The organism is Sphingobacterium sp. SG20118, assembly GCF_044740685.1.
GTDB lineage: Bacteria > Bacteroidota > Bacteroidia > Sphingobacteriales > Sphingobacteriaceae > Sphingobacterium.
The window spans coordinates 3,220,462-3,238,771 of record NZ_CP172826.1 but is presented as its reverse complement, the minus strand read 5'-3'; the positions used below and the strand labels follow the sequence as shown (position 1 = coordinate 3,238,771).

The 18,310-nt window shown below is 37.7% G+C and carries 15 protein-coding genes; 6 read left to right on the top strand and 9 right to left on the bottom strand.

All coding sequences use genetic code 11. The features are described from left to right. Window position 1 precedes the first annotated feature (1 nt). The 5 genes from ACFX5U_RS15010 to ACFX5U_RS14990 all read right to left on the bottom strand — a co-directional run bounded on the left by ACFX5U_RS15010 (window position 2) and on the right by ACFX5U_RS14990 (window position 4,991). The gene (locus tag ACFX5U_RS15010) at window positions 2-220 is read right to left on the bottom strand and encodes an enolase C-terminal domain-like protein (RefSeq protein ID WP_400261241.1); all 219 of its coding nucleotides are present in this window, start codon (window positions 218-220) and stop codon (window positions 2-4) included. Continuing rightward, window positions 114-1,124, bottom strand: a complete 1,011-nt coding sequence (locus tag ACFX5U_RS15005; protein WP_400261240.1) for a muconate/chloromuconate family cycloisomerase — start codon at window positions 1,122-1,124, stop codon at window positions 114-116. The genes ACFX5U_RS15010 and ACFX5U_RS15005 overlap by 107 nt, the downstream gene beginning before the upstream one ends. Window positions 1,125-1,270: 146 nt before the next feature. Further along, window positions 1,271-2,158: a helix-turn-helix domain-containing protein gene (locus tag ACFX5U_RS15000; RefSeq protein ID WP_400261239.1), complete on the bottom strand. Its 888-nt coding sequence runs from the start codon at window positions 2,156-2,158 to the stop codon at window positions 1,271-1,273. 211 nt (window positions 2,159-2,369) lie between these two features. Further along, the gene (locus ACFX5U_RS14995; protein ID WP_400261238.1) at window positions 2,370-3,503 is read right to left on the bottom strand and encodes an acyltransferase family protein; all 1,134 of its coding nucleotides are present in this window, start codon (window positions 3,501-3,503) and stop codon (window positions 2,370-2,372) included. A 423-nt stretch (window positions 3,504-3,926) separates the two neighbouring features. Beyond that, window positions 3,927-4,991 (bottom strand): NADH:flavin oxidoreductase, encoded by a 1,065-nt coding sequence (locus tag ACFX5U_RS14990; protein WP_400261237.1) that lies wholly within the window; start codon window positions 4,989-4,991, stop codon window positions 3,927-3,929. A 112-nt stretch (window positions 4,992-5,103) separates the two neighbouring features. On the opposite strand from ACFX5U_RS14990, the gene ACFX5U_RS14985 reads away from it, so the two are divergent. Next, on the top strand, window positions 5,104-5,445 hold the full coding sequence (locus ACFX5U_RS14985; protein WP_038699652.1) for a helix-turn-helix domain-containing protein: 342 nt from the start codon (window positions 5,104-5,106) through the stop codon (window positions 5,443-5,445). 203 nt (window positions 5,446-5,648) lie between these two features. Here ACFX5U_RS14985 and ACFX5U_RS14980 read toward each other — a convergent pair whose 3' ends face one another. Next, the gene (locus ACFX5U_RS14980; RefSeq protein ID WP_081918499.1) at window positions 5,649-7,040 is read right to left on the bottom strand and encodes a glycosyltransferase family 2 protein; all 1,392 of its coding nucleotides are present in this window, start codon (window positions 7,038-7,040) and stop codon (window positions 5,649-5,651) included. Between the two features lie 940 nt (window positions 7,041-7,980). Here ACFX5U_RS14980 and ACFX5U_RS14975 point away from each other — a divergent pair. Further along, window positions 7,981-8,424: a hypothetical protein gene (locus tag ACFX5U_RS14975; protein ID WP_400261236.1), complete on the top strand. Its 444-nt coding sequence runs from the start codon at window positions 7,981-7,983 to the stop codon at window positions 8,422-8,424. A 252-nt stretch (window positions 8,425-8,676) separates the two neighbouring features. Here the strand turns inward: ACFX5U_RS14975 and ACFX5U_RS14970 are convergent, their stop codons facing one another. The 3 genes from ACFX5U_RS14970 to ACFX5U_RS14960 all read right to left on the bottom strand — a co-directional run bounded on the left by ACFX5U_RS14970 (window position 8,677) and on the right by ACFX5U_RS14960 (window position 10,455). Then, the gene (locus tag ACFX5U_RS14970; protein WP_051959969.1) at window positions 8,677-9,729 is read right to left on the bottom strand and encodes an FUSC family protein; all 1,053 of its coding nucleotides are present in this window, start codon (window positions 9,727-9,729) and stop codon (window positions 8,677-8,679) included. Between the two features lie 43 nt (window positions 9,730-9,772). After that, window positions 9,773-10,003, bottom strand: a complete 231-nt coding sequence (locus tag ACFX5U_RS14965) for a DUF3861 domain-containing protein (protein ID WP_400263606.1) — start codon at window positions 10,001-10,003, stop codon at window positions 9,773-9,775. 275 nt (window positions 10,004-10,278) lie between these two features. Beyond that, entirely contained in the window at window positions 10,279-10,455 is a 177-nt protein-coding gene (locus ACFX5U_RS14960; RefSeq protein ID WP_400263605.1) for a PLDc N-terminal domain-containing protein, read from the bottom strand. Window positions 10,456-11,014: 559 nt separating this feature from the next. On the opposite strand from ACFX5U_RS14960, the gene ACFX5U_RS14955 reads away from it, so the two are divergent. The 4 genes from ACFX5U_RS14955 (at window position 11,015) to ACFX5U_RS14940 (ending at window position 18,302) form a co-directional block, all read left to right on the top strand. Beyond that, a complete protein-coding gene (locus tag ACFX5U_RS14955) occupies window positions 11,015-12,208 on the top strand; it encodes an FAD-dependent monooxygenase (protein ID WP_400261235.1) in 1,194 nt (397 codons plus the stop codon). A 262-nt stretch (window positions 12,209-12,470) separates the two neighbouring features. Further along, entirely contained in the window at window positions 12,471-14,114 is a 1,644-nt protein-coding gene (locus ACFX5U_RS14950; protein WP_400261234.1) for a DUF6377 domain-containing protein, read from the top strand. A gap of 224 nt (window positions 14,115-14,338) precedes the next feature. Beyond that, entirely contained in the window at window positions 14,339-15,745 is a 1,407-nt protein-coding gene (locus ACFX5U_RS14945; RefSeq protein WP_400261233.1) for an SGNH/GDSL hydrolase family protein, read from the top strand. A 10-nt stretch (window positions 15,746-15,755) separates the two neighbouring features. Beyond that, a complete protein-coding gene (locus ACFX5U_RS14940) occupies window positions 15,756-18,302 on the top strand; it encodes a glycoside hydrolase family 38 C-terminal domain-containing protein (protein WP_400261232.1) in 2,547 nt (848 codons plus the stop codon). Window positions 18,303-18,310 lie beyond the last annotated feature (8 nt).

The window sequence follows — 18,310 nt, the reverse complement described above, 5'->3', positions numbered from 1 at the left end:
ATTATTTTCTTTTAAATTTTTCAATTTTGTTCATGTCTAATTCGACTCCTAGTCCTGAACCTTCAGGAATTTCCAACGAATAGTTTTGGTAAACGATTGGCTTTTTGACGATATCATCTGTTAATAATAATGGGCCAAAAAGCTCCGTTCCCCAATCTAAATTTGGAAGAGTAGCACATAGATGAGCTGTCGCAAGAGAGCCAATCGTTCCTTCGAGCATGGTTTCCTCCGTATAAGGCTATACCTGATGCTTGTGCAATGGCTGCTTGTTTTTGTATATTGGTCAAGCCTCCAGATTTAGCAATTTTAAGTGCAAAAACGCTAGCACCATGTATTTTAGCTAACTTAAAAGCATCTTGGGTCGTTTGCACTGCTTCATCAGCCATAATAGGGACTTCAAAATAAGCTGTTAAACGTGCTAGTCCATCAAAGTTGGTTTTGACTAAGGGTTGTTCTATTAAGTCAATGCCGGCATCTTGCAATTTTTGAATACTGCGTTTGGCTACAGATTCAGACCATGCTTGATTGACGTCGACGGTGATTTTGATATCTGAACCTACGGCAGCTTTTATAGCTGCCACATGAGCGACGTCAATATCAGGGTCTTGACGACCAATTTTTAATTTAAAGGTATGGTGACGTTTTTCAGCGATTAGTTGTAAAGCTTCTGCTATGTCTTTGTTCGTATCGCCACTAGCTAATGTCCATAGGACAGGAAGTGTGTTGCTTACTGCACCTCCAAATAGGGTAGATATAGGGACATTTAGCCGTTTTCCTTGGGCATCTAAGAGCGCTGTTTCAATTCCGGATTTAGCAAAATTATTACCTGAGACGTTTTTATCCAGTATTTTCATCAGGGCATTGATACGTGTCGGGTCCTGTCCAATGAGTAGGGGAGAAAAATAGGTGTCAATCGCCAGCTTAATTCCTTCTGGAAACTCATCGGCATAAGAGATACCTCCAATTGTAGTGGACTCACCTAATCCTTCTATGCCATCAGAGCTGAATAAACGGATAATGACCATGGACTGTTTTTTCATTACAGCCATAGAAAGATGATGAGGTCTTATTGTTGGTAAATCAACAATTATGGTTTCAATATGTGTTATCTTTATCTGCTGCATATACTAATTTTAAAAGTAAGTGCATAGTCACTTATGTGAGTACATACTTACTGTATATGCAAACTTACTTTATAATTGATACACGGATATAGGATTATTCTTTTTTTACTAAGACAAATCTGATGCTTATGTTAAATTTCAGAGATTTAGTTCTTTGTGCCTATTTTTTTTCGAAATTCATTAGGTGTCATTCCTGTTTTTCGCTTAAATATTCTTGAGAAATAGCTGGGGTCTTCAAAACCAAGGCTGTAGCAGATGTCAGCAATGGATTTTTCTCCATCGGACAATAATAACTGTGCCTGACTGAGGTAATAATCCATTATCATTTCGCGGGGTGACTTATACGCTATGGTACTGCAAATACGACTTAAATGCCCACTAGTTATCTTTAAATTGGAAGCATATTCTTCAATCGTCTTTTTATAAGAAGAGCTTTCTCTAATAAGTTGCGTGAATCTTCTGTAATAAATAATGGATGCATTATCGGTGCTTAATAGATCTTTTTGTAGTGTTCGAGGTATTCTTCTAAGATGGACGATTAGTTGTCCTACGAGAAATTCCAACATTAATAAGCGCCCCGGTTTTGATTCATGATATTCTTTGATACACTTCAGCATAACTTCAAATACTTCTTCTGAATACTCGCCTGAAACGATACTGGTGGTCTGAAAGGTTTCAATGGCATCTATAACCTCAGCTTCTCTCTTGATCATATGTTCCAATACACTATCAGATAGACTGATGATCCATCCTTTAAGTTCTGAAAGGTGTTCAAAACCATGTTCGGTGTTTTTAGGTATAGTAATGAACGAGGGACCGGTAATCCGGAGTTTTTCATTATTGAAAAGTAGGTCTGTTTCGCCCTCGATAATCACGAAAATTTGAAATTGATTATTATGAGCGTGTGATTTTACCGTATTGTTATTCTCTTTACCGATAATGCCAAATGGGTAAACATAGATAAGGCCTTTCGCAAATTCAATTTGATCATGTCCGTATAACCCTTCGAAATATGTTTTATTTTTATTTACCATTTTCGATTTTTTTTACTTCCATTATATTCATTCAAGAAGTTTTGCTTGATGACAAATACGAACAGTTTGGTACACAATAACGTAAATATAAAAAATTTCTATCAGATTGTGTAGCTGAAAGAAGGAGAATCATTCAATTGACTCGATAACTAACTTTTGACCGTGCAAGGTCGAGGAGCTTGGCTAGCCTGTGGTATTAGATTAAATTTCTTTATTTGGCTTTTAAAAATCGGTCGGACAAGTATTTACGTACGGGTATATCGTATAGTTTTAAACAGATATAGGCCAAGACAATACTCCCTATTACAACTGCTGCCGCTCCAGGCAACGATTCTTCGAAAGTGAGCTTATTGTTTTTCACCCACGCATAATAGAGATAGATAAAAGGATAATGTACTGTATATAGAGGGTACGAGATATCGCCTAAGAATTTGCATGCTCGTGTCGTAAATTGATTGGTGCTTTTTGCAGAAGCTCCCAGATAGACCAGAAGTGGGAAAATCACTAAACAACAAATGGTATCATACAGGCCGTTCATCCATAGGTGCTCGGCGCCACCAATACGTGGTATAGCCAATACCGTAACAATAATCAAACTACACCACCAAAATGATCCCTTTATATGAGCTGGTCTGAAAGTCCGGGAAAGCAACAAGCCTGCGGAAAACGAAAAAAGTAACCGTAAAAATCCTGCGGTAAATTCGATTGCGGTCAGTGAAAATCCAGCACAAATATCTCCATAAGGACCTACGATGGCAAATGTTGCCAGGCCACAGCCCGCAATTAAAACCAGTACAGCTAATGCCTTGGTTGACAATTTACGTATGAATAGTGCATATAAAATATTACCAATATATTCAAAAAATAAGGACCAGCTGGGTCCATTGAGGGGAAACATTTCACCTAAGCCACGGACTTCGCTCCCGGGAATAGCGGGGATTAGCAATGCATTTAATAGCGTAGCACCAAACAGCGCCATGACTGTTACTTTTGATACGTCCCACACGGAGGATTCTTGAAAGTAAAACAGAATACCACCTATGACAGCGCCCATCACGACCATAGGATGCAACCTGACGATCCTACGTTTGATAAAATCTTTTGTAGTCGTTGTACGCCAACGATCATCATAAGCATAACCGATGACAAACCCAGATAAGATGAAGAAAAAATCGACAGCTAGATAACCATGATTGATTCTTTGATCTACATGGCTGGTTGCAAAAGCTTCGAATATGTGGAAACAGACAACCATGATAGCCGCTACTCCTCGCAATCCATCAAGCACATTGTAATGTGGTCTACCTCCAGTTAAAGTAGCTGTTGAAACTTGTGTTTTGAGCATAAATTAAAATACGATTATAAGCAATTTTGGTTTTTTGATAGAAAGATGGTGAATATAGGGAATTATCACAATTATTAAAATAATATTGGACATCATTTGAGAATTGATTCTGAAGAAGAACTAGTTCAATGAAATGTGTTTAACGCGTGAAATCGTATCGTACTTTTTTAATCGTACGATATAGCTTGCTGTAAGTTTTTTTTAAGAAAAGAAATCTAAATTGATTGTGCCAACACTAGAGTGGAAGATACTTTTTTGTAAAGAGAGGGGAGTAAAAAATAGTTTTGTGATGCGTAATTTGATAGAATTAGCACATGGATATAGCAGGTCAGATTGGTCACATGAAAATTGCTTAAATGTATAGATTTTATTGTAATCAATAATTACAGTAAAATCTATACTAAAATTATGTTGAATCAATGGCTAAGATAAACTACCTAAACTTTTTGCTTCGAAAGTAGCAAGCTCGTCAAATTTTTCTGCTTGAATTTTCTGTACCCAATTTGGATCTTGCAAAATAGCTCTGCCTACGGCTACTAAATCAAAATCTCCTCGATCATATCTACGGATCAATTCATCTAGTGGTACAGATGCAGATTTTGATTCAGCATTTGTAAATACATCACCAAAATCTTTATCAAGACCTACCGATCCAACGGTAATGGTAGGTTGTCCCGAAACCTTTTTCAACCAGCCAGCAAAATTTAGATCGCTACCTTGAAACTCAGGTTCCCAATAGCGACGTTGACTACCATGAAAAATATCGACACCTGCATCTACCAAAGGTGATATCCACTCCTCTAATGCTACAGGTGTTGCTGCCAATTTTGCTGTGTAATCTTGTTGTTTCCACTGCGACAAACGTAGGATGATAACGAAGTCAGGACCTACAGCCTGACGCATGGCTTTTACGACTTCAATTGCAAATTTTGATCTTTCTTTAATCGTTTTCCCGCCAAACTCATCTGTCCTGTGGTTCATACCCTCCCAAAAGAATTGGTCGATTAAATAACCATGCGCTCCGTGGATTTCAAGAGCATCAAACCCCAAATCTTTTGCTGCTTTTGCAGCATTTGCGAAAGCCTGTATTGTATGCTCTATATCGGCTAAGGTCATGGTGTCTGGACTTTCAAAAGGTGCAGGTGGAGTCCATTGCATGGGTGTATTGCCTACATGCCATATTTGAGGCGCTATTTTTCCACCTTTTTTATGAACAGCACCCACCACATTTTTCCAACCATTTAAGGCTTGATCACCATAAAAATTAGGAATGTCCTTTAGATTCTTTGAAGAAGGTCTATCGATAACTGTACCTTCTGTGAGAATCAGTCCAACTTCTGCCGCAGCACGACGTTCGTAGTAGCCTTTTACGTCGTCGCCAGGGATACCATCTACAGCAAATGCACGCGTCATAGGTGCCATGACAAAGCGATTTTTAAGGACTAGATTTTTATATTCAAATGGACTAAAAAGTGTTTGTATGCTCATTTTTTTTTATTTTAAATCGTATAACATTGCAAATATATTTCAAATAGTATACATTTGTAACTATTGATAGTATAAAGTAGTTACCTTTGAGTAACTATTAAAGAATATTCACATGAAACGAACTGAATTTAAGAGTTGCTCATGCGCGATGCAACGCTCTATGGGGATTTTAGGAACGAGGTGGAAACCCGTTATCATCTATACCCTGCGTGACCGAAAAGCACGTTTCGGACAATTAGATGCAATGATTGAGCATATTTCAAGAAAGGTATTGACCACATCGTTGAAAGAATTGGAAGAAGATGGTATTATCTTTAGAGAGGAGTTCAAGGAACTACCGCCCAGGGTAGAATATTCATTAACTGGAAAAGGCAAAGCTTTGATACCGATTATGTGCCAATTGGCAAAGTGGAATGAAGATTTTTATGAAGAGCCAGAGATGGCTATGGTTTAACGCTATAAAGAGCATCTGGTTACATAAGTTTATTTTTTTAGGAAAAAGCAAATACGCAGCCAAGTTTTTCTGCAGAAATATAGATGGTTCAATTTTCTATTCGATGGAATTAAAAGATAAGGCGTGTGAGATATTCATCTCACACGCCTTATCTTTTAATCACACTCTTGATTATAGTAAAATATGAATTTATTTTTTGAAAATTATCCTCTCGTTAACCAACCTCTACGCCCTGCTGTTGCGATGGCATATGGCGTGATCCAAAATAAAGAGAATGCATAAAATATACTGTAGGTATAGGCCCAAAATGCTTCTTTCTTATTTTCGTTTTTTGATGCGAAAAAGAATGCTTGTATACTTGAGAAAATCAATATACCTACAAACGTAGCACTCAAAAACATGAGCGGATAATGGAATATTGTCCACAACATTAAAAGGAGTAGGGGATAAGAAAGCAATACTTTCTTCCATTGCATAATCAATAAGATACGTGTACCCAATTTTGGACCTTTACGGAAGTTTGTAAATGCAAAACGACTCATCATAATATTTTCACGAACATTACTTCTTTCCCAACGGATAAACATCTTGTACAGATTTTTGTAACGTACAGGTGTGTCGGTATAGACAAAAGCATTGGATTGAAACAGTACGTGATAACCTTGTTTCAAGATCATATTGGTCATGGCGCGATCTTCGCCAATATCCGATGGCTGGTTCATAAAAGTTTGGTTTATCCAATCTTCCAGACAATTCATCACCGCATCTTTTCTATAAGCAGATAAAGCCCCTGGTGTACACATGACAGTCCCTAAAACACTTTGTGCCGAACGTACAAATTCAAAACTGAATGTAAAACTAACGCTGAGCATACGTGGTATAATTGCTTTTTTATTATTCAGCACACGTACATTTCCAGCGACTGCACCACATTCTTTCTTTTTTACGAATGGGGAGACCATATTTCGGAGCGTATCTTTTTTTACTACCGAATCACTATCAACAGTAATAAATATATCGCCTTTACCTAATTTAAAACCACGATAGAGGGCATGGCGTTTACCCATATTCTTTGGTTGTTTATAAATTTCTACACGATCACCCAACTCTTCCTTAGCTCGTTGTATCCATGCAAAGGTATCATCCTTGCTGCCATCATCGATAGCGATTAGTTGGATCTTATGTTCCGGGTAATCGCTATTGGCAAGACTACGTAAAGTATCGTAGACAAGATGTCCTTCGTTGTAGGCTGGTACAATGATAGTACAAGTTGGTAATTCTTCATCCGATACCGTAGCAATCGGTTTATATTTAAGATGTAAGATTAGTAAAAAAATGATAAAACTGATGCTTGATAAAAGCAAGAAAATTCCTAATCCAATGAGTAGAGTGCCACCGATGCTATTCAAACGTTCGAAGCGAAGTGTCTCGAATTCTGTCTGGAGCATATAGATGCCGAATAATGATGATGAAAATATCAAAAAGGTGAAAGCCCAAATACTATATTCTTTGAGACCATATTGATTGGTTTTACGTTCCAAAATATTATTTAGTTGTTTCGATTGCTGCTCATTTGAATTCAATACAGCAGGCATTACTTGCTTTTGAGCCTCCAGTGAGGGAGTGAGAAACTTCTTCCATATAATCCATATTCTTTTTTATTATTAGTGTGTTAATGCATTTGATCTTGTTGACAAATGACAAACTTACCTTTGTAATAAAAATATTACGAATCCCTAATTACAAAAGACATGCCCCAATATTTTATGAAAATTGAACACAATTACTATTTGTAACAAATCTGATATAAATATTAGTTGTCTAATTAACTGATTTATAGTGTTTTTGGTCCTTTTGCATTCTCCCATATGCGGTAAGAAAATGTCTGTTAAATGAGTAGAGATTTAAGGTTTTTTAACATTTCAGTTTTTTGTTTGTCATGTAGCTTTGTCTGATTGCTATTGTTTGTGTACACTTGACATGAGCTGTAAATATCACAATGTATAGTATCCATTCATAAGCGAGGTTGACAAAAATAGTTGTAAATTGCTATGACCAAAAGCGACATACATGATATTAATCAATAAGCGGGTATGGGGTCATGTGGTTGATAGTGAATTGTTTAATATATGGTCTGGAATTTCTGAAATCTGGTTTTACCAAGAGTTACACTTGAGATATTAGAAAAAATGGTATAGAAGCTTTAAGTTGGGAGAATAGTAAAAGTCTCATCGATTAATACTTTACGCAGTGGAGATTGGCGGCTTTATGTGGTAAATACGGTATTGATGTGTTAATACCCGAAATTAATATAGTTCTGAACCTATAGCCTTATTCTGATGTTTCAATGCTAAAAAGATTATAGAAAGTATATGATCTGACTAAAATAAAACGGGTTCGGAATTGAACTTGAACACAAGTATTAAAACCATAATTTTTACTTTAATTGAACTGCTAATGAGAATTTGCTTTTTTGTCTGTATATATTTTGTATTAAGTACAATCAATTGTTTTGCGCAAATCAACATTGATAAAATGCGTGCTGACTATGCAGTAGCTGTTAAGGATAAAAAACTATGTGCCGCCAATTTGAAAATACTAGAGGCTGGGGCACATACTGCTACTGAGAGAGGATACCTTGCAGCGTATGAAATACTTTGGGCAAAACATAAGAACAACCCTTTTACGAAAATAAGCCAATTTAAGAAAGGTAAAAACCTTTTGGAATCTGTTATCACTAAAAATCAGAACAATATTGACCTTCGTTTTATTCGTTGGTCTGTACAAACCCACGCACCTTCATTTCTTCAATACAATGAAGATAGATTAATTGATAAAGAGTTCTTGGTACACAATCTCCAGAAACTACGAAGTCAAGAAGGGAAAAACATCATTTACAAATATTTGAGCGAAGCAAATAGTTACCTTAAGGGAGTCCACGCTTTTACACACGCCGAACTGGTAGAACTATCAAAATAGCGATATGCCCTATAGCTTAGAAAAATACTCTTTTATTATCGGATATCAGCTTTCGCCAAGTCATAATTTATGAGTTGAGATGTGGCCCCGGGAATTCCCTTTTTAGTGGTAGCTTCATTACAGCGGAGCAATTGAAGATCAGTGTTTATAGCTATTTTTTATTATTGCACAGGTGATTTGTAGCAGGATGCACTAGTATAAATTAAGGATGACATTGGAATAAGAGCTAGTCGAATGTCTACTTGGCCATTGTTATGTAGGTCTAGTTTTCTTGATTAGTACTTTAGCTTTTTTAAGCTGCAAGGTTACATAAAAATGTATTTTTTCGTGATATAAAATCCAACCACCTATTATCCCTATCACACTTCCAATAAATATATCAATCATGCGTGCGAAAAAAATTTCATTCGTATCTTGGGTTAATTGCTTGCCAGACTCCGATAAGAAAATAGTGAGTATGGTAATAAACACGACAGCAACTCCATAATTTCGCACCACTAAAAATTCTACAATTATTTGTAACAGGGTAATGCTCATCACCATAATTAGAGGGGTTGGGTTACCGGATGCGATGAGCCAAGTTATGCCCAGCCCAATCAGTGTCCCACTGACGCGTTGTGTTGCCCTAAGCCAAATATGTTTAGAACTGCTACCTTGCATTACGGCAAGACAGGAAATAGGTATCCAATAGGGTTTTTCGATAGTTAATGAAAATGCCACCGCTAAGGATATCGCCATAACTAGTCCAAAAATCAAGGATTCAACGATATTGGTATAGCCAGATTTATGATGGATCAAATTTTCTGGTTCCTTATTTTTCTTAAGCGTGAGCAGACTGTATATTAAACCAATACCACATGTTAAGATCGTCCCAATAGCGAGATATCCAATTTTTTCAGGTATGCTTTCTAGATGAAATGGGGTACAGATCGCGGTAGAGGCCAACATTATAAAAAAGAAGTTGCCCGGAGGTCGAGTCAGTTGAAGCTTATGTAATGAGTAATGTACTCCGAATGACAAAAGCCCAAATGCAATTGGTGCTATAAATGAATTGAATGAAAAAAATAATCCTATTGTAAAAGAGACCATGATTCCAAAGCAACAGGTCATGAGTAATATCATTCGTTCGACGAGCTTATCCGATTGAATGTATAAAATTGATAATCCGGCTAATGACGCGAGTTTACCGGCTTCGATATTATCAATGTACCATCCCAAAATCATAGGTATGCCTACGCTTAGCCCTGCTACTATGGGTAGGTGCCACTGTCTGTTCGATTTATTAAGTTTAAAAAATGAATCCATTAGCTCTTTCTTTATACTGTTAGTGCCTAATAGCGTTAGTGGATTAGCTTTTAAGTTTTTTCATAAATTCAATGAAAGCAGGGGAAAAATTTTCAAAAAGAGGATTAGTCTTGTTCTTTAGCATAACCTCACTGAACATTTTCAAACCTATAGCAAATTCTACAGATTGGTTTTCATCATTGAAAAGATTCTTTTTGCGCAATACTTCTATTATATTGAAAATCTCATCGTGGTTCTCAAATTCTAATACGATTGGTTTCGGACAGTGTAGCATCATCTTTTCTCACAGAAACCTGCTCTAAAGTGAGCTTATATTTATTTGTTTTTTTTCCCATATTATTTATATTATATACAATATTGCGATTATTTTATGGTATTTGTATCAATCCATTTTGAAAATTAGTTTATAAAATTCAACGCAACGGATGTCGCAATAGGAATTTGTGTACAATTTATATTTTCCAAATCAGAACGCAATATCTAGTAAAAGATGATACTAGGAAAATCAGGTGATGTAAATTGATCCTTTCATTTATTTTTGAATATATATCATATATTCTTTGATTTATCTTTCCCGAACCACCAATAAAATATGCATCCGACGAAGTTGAACAGTAAAACTGCGATTATCCATAATGGTTTTTTGTTGCCTGGGATATTATTATTGGTGATAATGTGATAAATGGTGTAAATAACGAATATGAAAGGAATCAATAGAAAATACATTTCTGTTGTTCCGATGTTGATGAATGATAAATTCATGTTCTATTAGTTTTGGATTGGTTAATTTCTAATGTATTAAACCTTGAAAAAGTGAAATAAGTTTTAAGATTACAGCTAAAATAAAGAAAATACCGCTATGAAGTGCTATTCCTGTTCGGAAAGCGACTTGATAATATAGGAAGAATATTGGGATAGGAAAAAGAGCAAAATTGCAGAAAAATACAATGCCATGCTTTATTTTTGGCAATGTGTTATGCACAGAGCCATCATGTTGAAGTTAATAGTGGAGCTCTAAAAGGAGCAGCTCTATTCAGTCTTCTAACAATCTGAAATGACTTGAATGATTTTGTAAATGTGCTTTTCCTGTTATATCTTGTACAGATTATCTGATCTTCAAACAATATTTCAAAAAATGGACAACTAAATTTGATGAGAATGATGTTTTGGTATCTAAAATAAATGGACAATTTTATTAGGTATATGGATAGGATAACGGATCAAAATATAAGTTGTAAATAGCAGTAACTTCCCATGCATGTCAGAATTATATAAACATAGATAAATGAAAAAAAGAACGGTACTTGTATCAGGAGCTAGTATTGCTGGGCCTACCTTAGCATTTTGGTTACATCGATTTGGTTTTGACGTAACCATCGTAGAACGTGCCGACGAGCTAAGATTGGGCGGTCAGAATATTGATGTTAGAGATGAAGCACAGAAAATAGTTCAGATGATGGGCTTGGAGAGTAAAATCCGAGCGGCAAATACGGGGGAATTGGGCGTCCGTTTTGTTGATGCAAATCATCATATCAAAGCAGAATTTCCTAAGGGAAACTCAGGCTTCGGAACCACAGAGCTTGAAATCCTACGCGGAGATCTTGCTAAAATTCTGTATGATGCGACCAAAGAAAATGTTTCATATATTTTCGGTGACTACATTACCGCTATAGAAGATGCCGAAAATGAAGTTACAGTTACCTTTAAAAATACTTCGCCACGTTCCTTTGATTTAGTCATTGCGGCGGATGGAATACGTTCGACAACTAGGAAATTGATGTTTGGAGATGAACCTGTGGTGAAATACATTGGTGTTTACTGTTCATATTTGACCATCCCACGTATTGAATCAGATAATGCTTGGGCTTACTGGTATAATGCCCCCGGGTCAAGGGTTTTGAACATACGTCCGGATAATGAGGGAACCACCCGTGCTTCATTTTCTTTTCTCTCTCCGGAAAAAGGTTATGAAAAGCTCGATATAACTGAACAAAAAGAAATTCTTAAACAAAAATTTACCGATGCTGGTTGGCAATCAGTCCGGATTTTGGATGCTCTGATAGCGAGTAAGGATGTTTATTTTGATAGTATAAGCCAAGTGAAGGCACCAAGATGGACCAAAGGAAGGTGTGCAATGGTAGGAGATGCTGCTTATTGTCCAACTCCGATGACAGGAATGGGAGCAAGTCTTTCCATAGTCGGGGCCTATGTATTGGCTGGTGAATTGTCTAAATATAAGAATCATCATGAAGCCTTTGAAGCATATGAGAAATTATTGCGGCCTTATGTTCAAGATATTCAGAATTTGCCTCCAGGAGTACCTTGGATGGCGCATCCTAAAACAAAGATGGGGATTGCAATATTCAATACTGTCCTTGGTATAGCATCTAGTAAAATGGTAAAGAAAATTTCTAAACTATTTAGTGGTAAAGAAAAAAAGAAATCAAAAGAGCGAATCCAGTTGCCAAAATATGACTAATCAAAAGCGATTAAGTAAAAATTATCTTTTACTTAATCGCTTATCTCTGATAATGAGGTATAGATTGTGTATTGAGCTTATGTTGATATATCTAAATCTATATGATATTCGCCACTTGCTAATTCCGATACCTGTACATCCTTAACTTTCTGACCATTCGACTTGCGTAAAATAGTCTTTTCAGGTGGAGGGAAGGAACATGTGGCTCTCGTTTATTAATAACGAATATGTATTGTGTATTTAACCAAATTTATCTAAGTTTATGCACAACCATTTTTATAGACCAGTGAAGGGTAACATTAGAACAGTATTACTAGCCATTTTTTGTATTATATTTTTCTGCCAAAATGTCTATGCAACTAAGGAAATAGATTCATTATTAAAGGTGTTGGACAAGACCATTGCAGACCGCGAAGGCTATACGGCCAGCAAGGAAACACGTATTGATACGATAAAGAAGAAACTGAAAAATCAGGGTTCTCTGGAGGATCAATACCGACTAAACGACGATATCATATTAGAATACCAATCCTTTAAATGCGATTCGGCACTTGCGTATATTGAACGCAATATTCAGATAGCAAAGGATTTAAACCATGCAGATTATCTTTCAGAGAGTAAGCTGAAACTGGCTTTTATTTCTGCTATGTCGGGACTATTCACGCAGGCGGCAGAAATTTTTGATACCATTCATTATGACAGTCTTCCTCTTCACCTCAAAGTGCTGTACTGGTGGAGCCATATCCGTTATAATGAAAATCTTGTCAAGTATAGCGATAGTCAAAAGTTTGAGCGGGTATATGAACAGGAAAATAAAAATTCAAGAGATGTATTAATGGGTCTATTGGATCCAAAAGGAGAAATGTACCTCAAAGAGATGGCCTTTAAACTAAAAGGCGATGGTGATTATACCGCCTCGGCTAAGATACAGGAGCAGCTCTTTAAACTTGCAGAACCAAATTCGCATGGGTATGCCATGAGTGCAATGGGGCTGGCTATGGTCAATAAAGAGTTGAACAATGCTAATCTCGAAGAAAAATATTTGATTCTTGCTGCGATAACCGATACTAGACTTGCTGTCAAGGAAAATGAATCATTATTGACCCTGGCTATACATCTCTACAATAAAGGTGAGGTTAATCGTGCATATAATTATGTCCGGGCCTCTTTGGAGGATGCCAATTTTTATAACTCTAGGTTCAGGAATGCAGTTATTGCGCGTACACAGCCAATCATTGAGGCTACTTACCTAGCTAAGATAGAACAGCAGCGCAAGAATCTGCATCTGTACGCGCTGTTAATCAGTATATTTGCCGTTGTACTGATTTTGTCCCTGTACTTTCTCTATCGGCAGATTAAAGTCGTTTCTGCAGCAAAAAAGAGTCTCAGTCAAACCAATAATCAATTGATTTCAGTGAATCAGCGTCTAGACGAAGCTAATCTCATTCGCGAAAAATACATTGGTTATTACATCAATCAATGTGCTGTTTATCTGGATAAATTGGATGAATATAGACGCAATGTGAATCGAAAAATAAAGGCAGGGCAAGTCGAGGCTTTACAAAAACTGACCACCTCGACCAGCACCCTGGAAAAAGATGCACAGGAGTTGTATCAGGATTTTGATAGTACCTTTTTGGAGGTGTATCCTACCTTTGTCGACGAGTTGAATCTTTTACTACGGGAAGAAGAGCGTTTTAGTCTGAAAAAGGGACAATTAAATACGGAGGTTCGCATTTTGGCACTCATACGGCTGGGTATTACGGATGTCAGTCAGATTGCTACTTTTTTACGTTATTCAATACAGACCATCTACAATTATAAAAGTAAGATGAAAGGAAAAGCACTTGCTGAACATGATAATTTTGAAGATAGGGTGAAGAAAATTGGCAGTTTTGTCCAATAGAATTTTCTATTTCATTTACTAAGTGGCTCTTTTTTGATGATTGTAACATGTTGTTTTAGTGTTTGTTGTGTGTTTTAATTCTTTAAAATAGTTTACCGAGACGCCTACCTGTATATACAGGTAGGCGTTTTGATGTATAGCTTTGTTTTACACTTGCTTCGGAATGGAAGGGAACACCTTCAAACAGCAAGATGAGGACCATTTTATAAATTATAAACCATAGCATGAAAAAAAACTATTCAACCTCTTGGTGTTTAGTCATCAGTTTTTCCGTTTTACTGCTGAACGGATTTGTCGGAAAAGCCCAACAGATTACTCCATTTAAGCAGGGAGATCGGGTGGTATTCTTAGGCAATAGCATTACCGATGGCGGACATTACCACGCGTACATCTGGCTGTATTATATGACCCGTTTTCCGAATATGAATCTGGAGTTTCTAAATGCAGGTATAGGTGGTGATAAGGCCAGCGATATGGTGAAACGCCTGGATGGTGATGTCTTTAGTAAAAAGCCAACCGTTTTAGTGAGTACTTTTGGTATGAACGATTCGGGTTATTTTGAATACAACGAATCGGAACCCGAAAAGTTTGCCAATGAAAAAGTGAAAGAATCTCATGATGCTTTCAAACAGCTGGAAAAACGCTTTAAAGAGCTTCCAAAAACCAGGATTGTCTTGGTGGGCAGTTCGCCATATGATGAAACTGCAATGATTGCAGGCAATACTGCTTTTAAAAATAAGAACAAGGCGATGTTGCGTATCGTTGATTTCCAAAAGCAATCGGCACAAGCTAACAAATGGGAGTTTTTCGACTATAATACGCCTATCACAGCCTTAAATAAACAGTTTCAGCAGACAGATCCTGAGTTTACAATCTCGGGTAATGATCGCATCCATCCTGATAATGATGGCCACATGGTGATGGCTTACCTTTTTCTAAAGGCGCAGGGATGGGTTGGGCAAAAGGTAGCGGCTATGTCGTTGGATGCTAAAAACATGAAAGCTTCTGCAGTGGAAAACTGTAAGATCTCCAATATTAAGAAAGCTTCGGACGGAATGAGCTTCGATTATCTTGCTGGATCGCTTCCTTACCCTTTGGATACGGTAGCTCGTGGATGGGGTAGTAAAAAGAGCCAATTTATGGCCACCAAGGTTGTGCCCTTTATGGAAGAAATGAATCAGGAGCTTTTGACAGTTAAAGGGTTGGAAGGATCTTATCAGCTTTTTATCGATGAGGAGACTATTGGTACGTGGTCTGCAGCTGATTATGAAAAGGGGATCAATCTAGCCAATTTGAACCAGACTCCACAGTATCAGCAAGCGATAAGGATTATGCATCTGAACGAGGAACGTTGGGAGATTGAACGCCGTTTTCGCGACTATGCCTGGGTGCAATACAATTTCTTTCAACCTAAAGGTTTGCTAGATGCCAATAACCGAAAAGCCATTGAAGTCTTGGATCAATATAAAGAAAAGGATGGTTGGCTGAATGCAAAACGCGATTTGTATAGCAAAGCGATGTTCCCTGAAGTAAGAAAGGCATGGCAGGGGGAAATGGATGTTTTATTAGCGCTGATAAAGGAAACCGGACATCCATTAAAGCGGAAGTTTACACTCGTGAAAGTCAGCTAGTCAGCATAGGATGATGAAACGTATATTATTTCTAATATTAGGTTGTTATTTGCTTCCGATTCGTTCGGAAGCACAAAAAGCCTATTTTGTGGATGGTTATCATGGTGGAATCTATGGGCACTACCCACTTTGGGTAACGCAGTTTATGGTCGATAACCTGGCGAAGCATCCGGAGTGGAAGCTGGGACTTGAAATTGAACCCGAGACCTGGGATTCTGTAAGGGTACAGTCGCCAGTGGATTATGCCAACTTTAGCCGTATAGCATTGGATAATCGGATTGAATTTACAAATCCGACCTATGCACAGCCCTATGCTTATAACATTTCTGGTGAAAGTCTTATACGTCAATTTGAATACGGTATCAAGCGCCTGCATGAGCATTTTCCCGGATTGACATTTAGTACTTATGCGGTGGAAGAACCCTGCTTTACGAGTAGTTTACCACAGCTTTTAAAGCAATTTGGTTTTAAGTATGCTGTGCTTAAATCACCCAATACCTGTTGGGGTGGTTATACACGGGCTTATGGTGGACAGCTGGTCAATTGGATAGGACCTGAAGGCAGCAGTATTTTGACAGTACCACGTTATAAAAGTGAAGCGCTGGAAGAAAAATCTACCTGGCAAACCACCGCTTGGAACAATTCAACGACCTTTTTGCAATCGAGTTATGCTTCTGGTATCAATGATCCTGTAGGGATGTGCTATCAAGATGCCGGATGGAAAAATGGTCCATGGTTGGGATATGGTGATAATATCAAAAATCAATCTACCTATGTGACCTGGAAAGAATATTTTGAAGAAATTTCTGCGGGTAAAACGGATGATAACTGGCGTTTCTCTCAGGAGGATGTACTAGTCAACCTGATGTGGGGCAGTCAGGCTTTACAACGAATAGGGCAGCAGGTGCGTAACGCAGAAAACATGATCGTAAGAAGCGAAAAAATAAGTGCGATGGCCAACATAGATCATCAATACAAGCCTACAGAGGATATGTTTTTTGATGCTTGGCGCACTTTAATGATGGCACAGCATCATGACTCTTGGATTGTACCTTACAATCAGTTAAATACCAAACAAAACTGGATTCAGGCTATAAAAGGTTGGACTGATCATACCCATGCAATTGCGGGTCAGATCGCGGATCAGGCTATAAATGGTTTTGCCACAGTGACCAAAACAGGGGCATCTGGATTAGGTTTTATTCGGGTTTATAATAGTATAGCGAGTGCAAGATCTGAGGTGATTTCGTTACCCCTTCCAGATAGCCTTGCTTCGGACAATATAGATATCTACAATAGTAAAGGTGAGTTGGTTTTATCTACGATGAGGCTACAGGATACTGTTCCTGTCGTGACATTCCAGGCAACAGTACCCGCAATGGGGTATGCAACCTATCAGATTCGAAAAAGTAAAACGAAGCAGAAAAACGGAAAACATGTGATCTTCGACTATAATGGTAACTGCGTTTTGGAGAATGATCAGTATAAAATGGTACTGGATAAATCTAAAGGTGGAATAATCAAAACGCTGATTGCTAAGCACGTGGATGATAAAGATTTTGCTGGTCAAGATAAAATTTATGATATGGGTGAAATATCTGGGTTTTTCTATGAGGATCAACAGTTTTATTCTTCCAAGCAAACTCCCGTCAGTATCGTCGTGCTGGAAGATAATGGGTTAGTGACTAAGGTGGAAGTTCGTGGGACAATTGCTACGCATCCATTCAGCCAGATTATTACACTTGAGGCGGGACAAAATCGGATTGATTTTGATCTGACTATCGATTGGAAAAATAATGTTGGTATTGGTGAATATAAGCAGGGGTCCAATTGGACGGATAATAGACGGGCCTATACCGACGATCGTTATAAACTGAAAGTGATGTTTCCAAACAGTCTAGGTAAGACTAAGCTGTTTAAAAATGCACCTTTTGATGTCTGTGAGAGTATATTGGACAACACGTTTTTTGGCCAATGGGATTCCATAAAGCACAATGTTATCTTGAATTGGGTAGATATCAACCAGCAGGATGAAGCCTACGGCTTGGCCTTATTGTCCGATCATACGACCTCTTATTTGCATGGTGAAAATTATCCTTTAAGTCTGACAGTACAGTATTCGGGTATTGGACTTTGGGGTATGGATTATAAAATCAATGGGCCGACAAAGATGAAATATGCGCTGATTCCGCATCGCGGAAAATGGGACGATGCTCAGGTAGCAAGCCAAAGTACCTATTGGAATGAACCTTTAGTAGCTATGTATCAGCCAGCGGTTGCACTACAAGATCATTCTTTCGTTAAAATATCTGGGTCGGGTTACGAGGTAACTACTATGAAGGTGGTTGATGGGGATATTTTACTTCGACTTTTTAATGCGGAAGCCGATGCTTCCCCAAAAATGATTGCCTTAGGTTTTCCAGCAACTGCTGTTACTGAGGTTTTACTTAATGGTGATCAAGTGCAAGATTTATCGCTGACCAAGATAGGTCTGGAGCAAACCTTTACCGTGCAACTGCCACGCTACGGAATAAAAACATTACGGATAACTAAATAAACGATAAG

What these genes read in the sequence shown, in the direction of transcription:
- ACFX5U_RS15000 (WP_400261239.1), bottom strand. Translation starts at nt 2,158, where the DNA reads ATGGTAAATAAAAATAAAACATATTTCGAAGGGTTATACGGACATGAT.
- ACFX5U_RS14995 (WP_400261238.1), bottom strand. Translation starts at nt 3,503, where the DNA reads ATGCTCAAAACACAAGTTTCAACAGCTACTTTAACTGGAGGTAGACCA.
- ACFX5U_RS14990 (WP_400261237.1), bottom strand. Translation starts at nt 4,991, where the DNA reads ATGAGCATACAAACACTTTTTAGTCCATTTGAATATAAAAATCTAGTC.
- ACFX5U_RS14975 (WP_400261236.1), top strand. Translation starts at nt 7,981, where the DNA reads ATGCGTGCTGACTATGCAGTAGCTGTTAAGGATAAAAAACTATGTGCC.
- ACFX5U_RS14955 (WP_400261235.1), top strand. Translation starts at nt 11,015, where the DNA reads ATGAAAAAAAGAACGGTACTTGTATCAGGAGCTAGTATTGCTGGGCCT.
- ACFX5U_RS14950 (WP_400261234.1), top strand. Translation starts at nt 12,471, where the DNA reads ATGCACAACCATTTTTATAGACCAGTGAAGGGTAACATTAGAACAGTA.
- ACFX5U_RS14965 (WP_400263606.1), bottom strand. Translation starts at nt 10,003, where the DNA reads ATGCTACACTGTCCGAAACCAATCGTATTAGAATTTGAGAACCACGAT.
- ACFX5U_RS14980 (WP_081918499.1), bottom strand. Translation starts at nt 7,040, where the DNA reads ATGCCTGCTGTATTGAATTCAAATGAGCAGCAATCGAAACAACTAAAT.
- ACFX5U_RS15005 (WP_400261240.1), bottom strand. Translation starts at nt 1,124, where the DNA reads ATGCAGCAGATAAAGATAACACATATTGAAACCATAATTGTTGATTTA.
- ACFX5U_RS14970 (WP_051959969.1), bottom strand. Translation starts at nt 9,729, where the DNA reads ATGGATTCATTTTTTAAACTTAATAAATCGAACAGACAGTGGCACCTA.
- ACFX5U_RS14940 (WP_400261232.1), top strand. Translation starts at nt 15,756, where the DNA reads ATGATGAAACGTATATTATTTCTAATATTAGGTTGTTATTTGCTTCCG.
- ACFX5U_RS14945 (WP_400261233.1), top strand. Translation starts at nt 14,339, where the DNA reads ATGAAAAAAAACTATTCAACCTCTTGGTGTTTAGTCATCAGTTTTTCC.
- ACFX5U_RS14985 (WP_038699652.1), top strand. Translation starts at nt 5,104, where the DNA reads ATGAAACGAACTGAATTTAAGAGTTGCTCATGCGCGATGCAACGCTCT.
- ACFX5U_RS15010 (WP_400261241.1), bottom strand. Translation starts at nt 220, where the DNA reads ATGCTCGAAGGAACGATTGGCTCTCTTGCGACAGCTCATCTATGTGCT.
- ACFX5U_RS14960 (WP_400263605.1), bottom strand. Translation starts at nt 10,455, where the DNA reads ATGTATTTTCTATTGATTCCTTTCATATTCGTTATTTACACCATTTAT.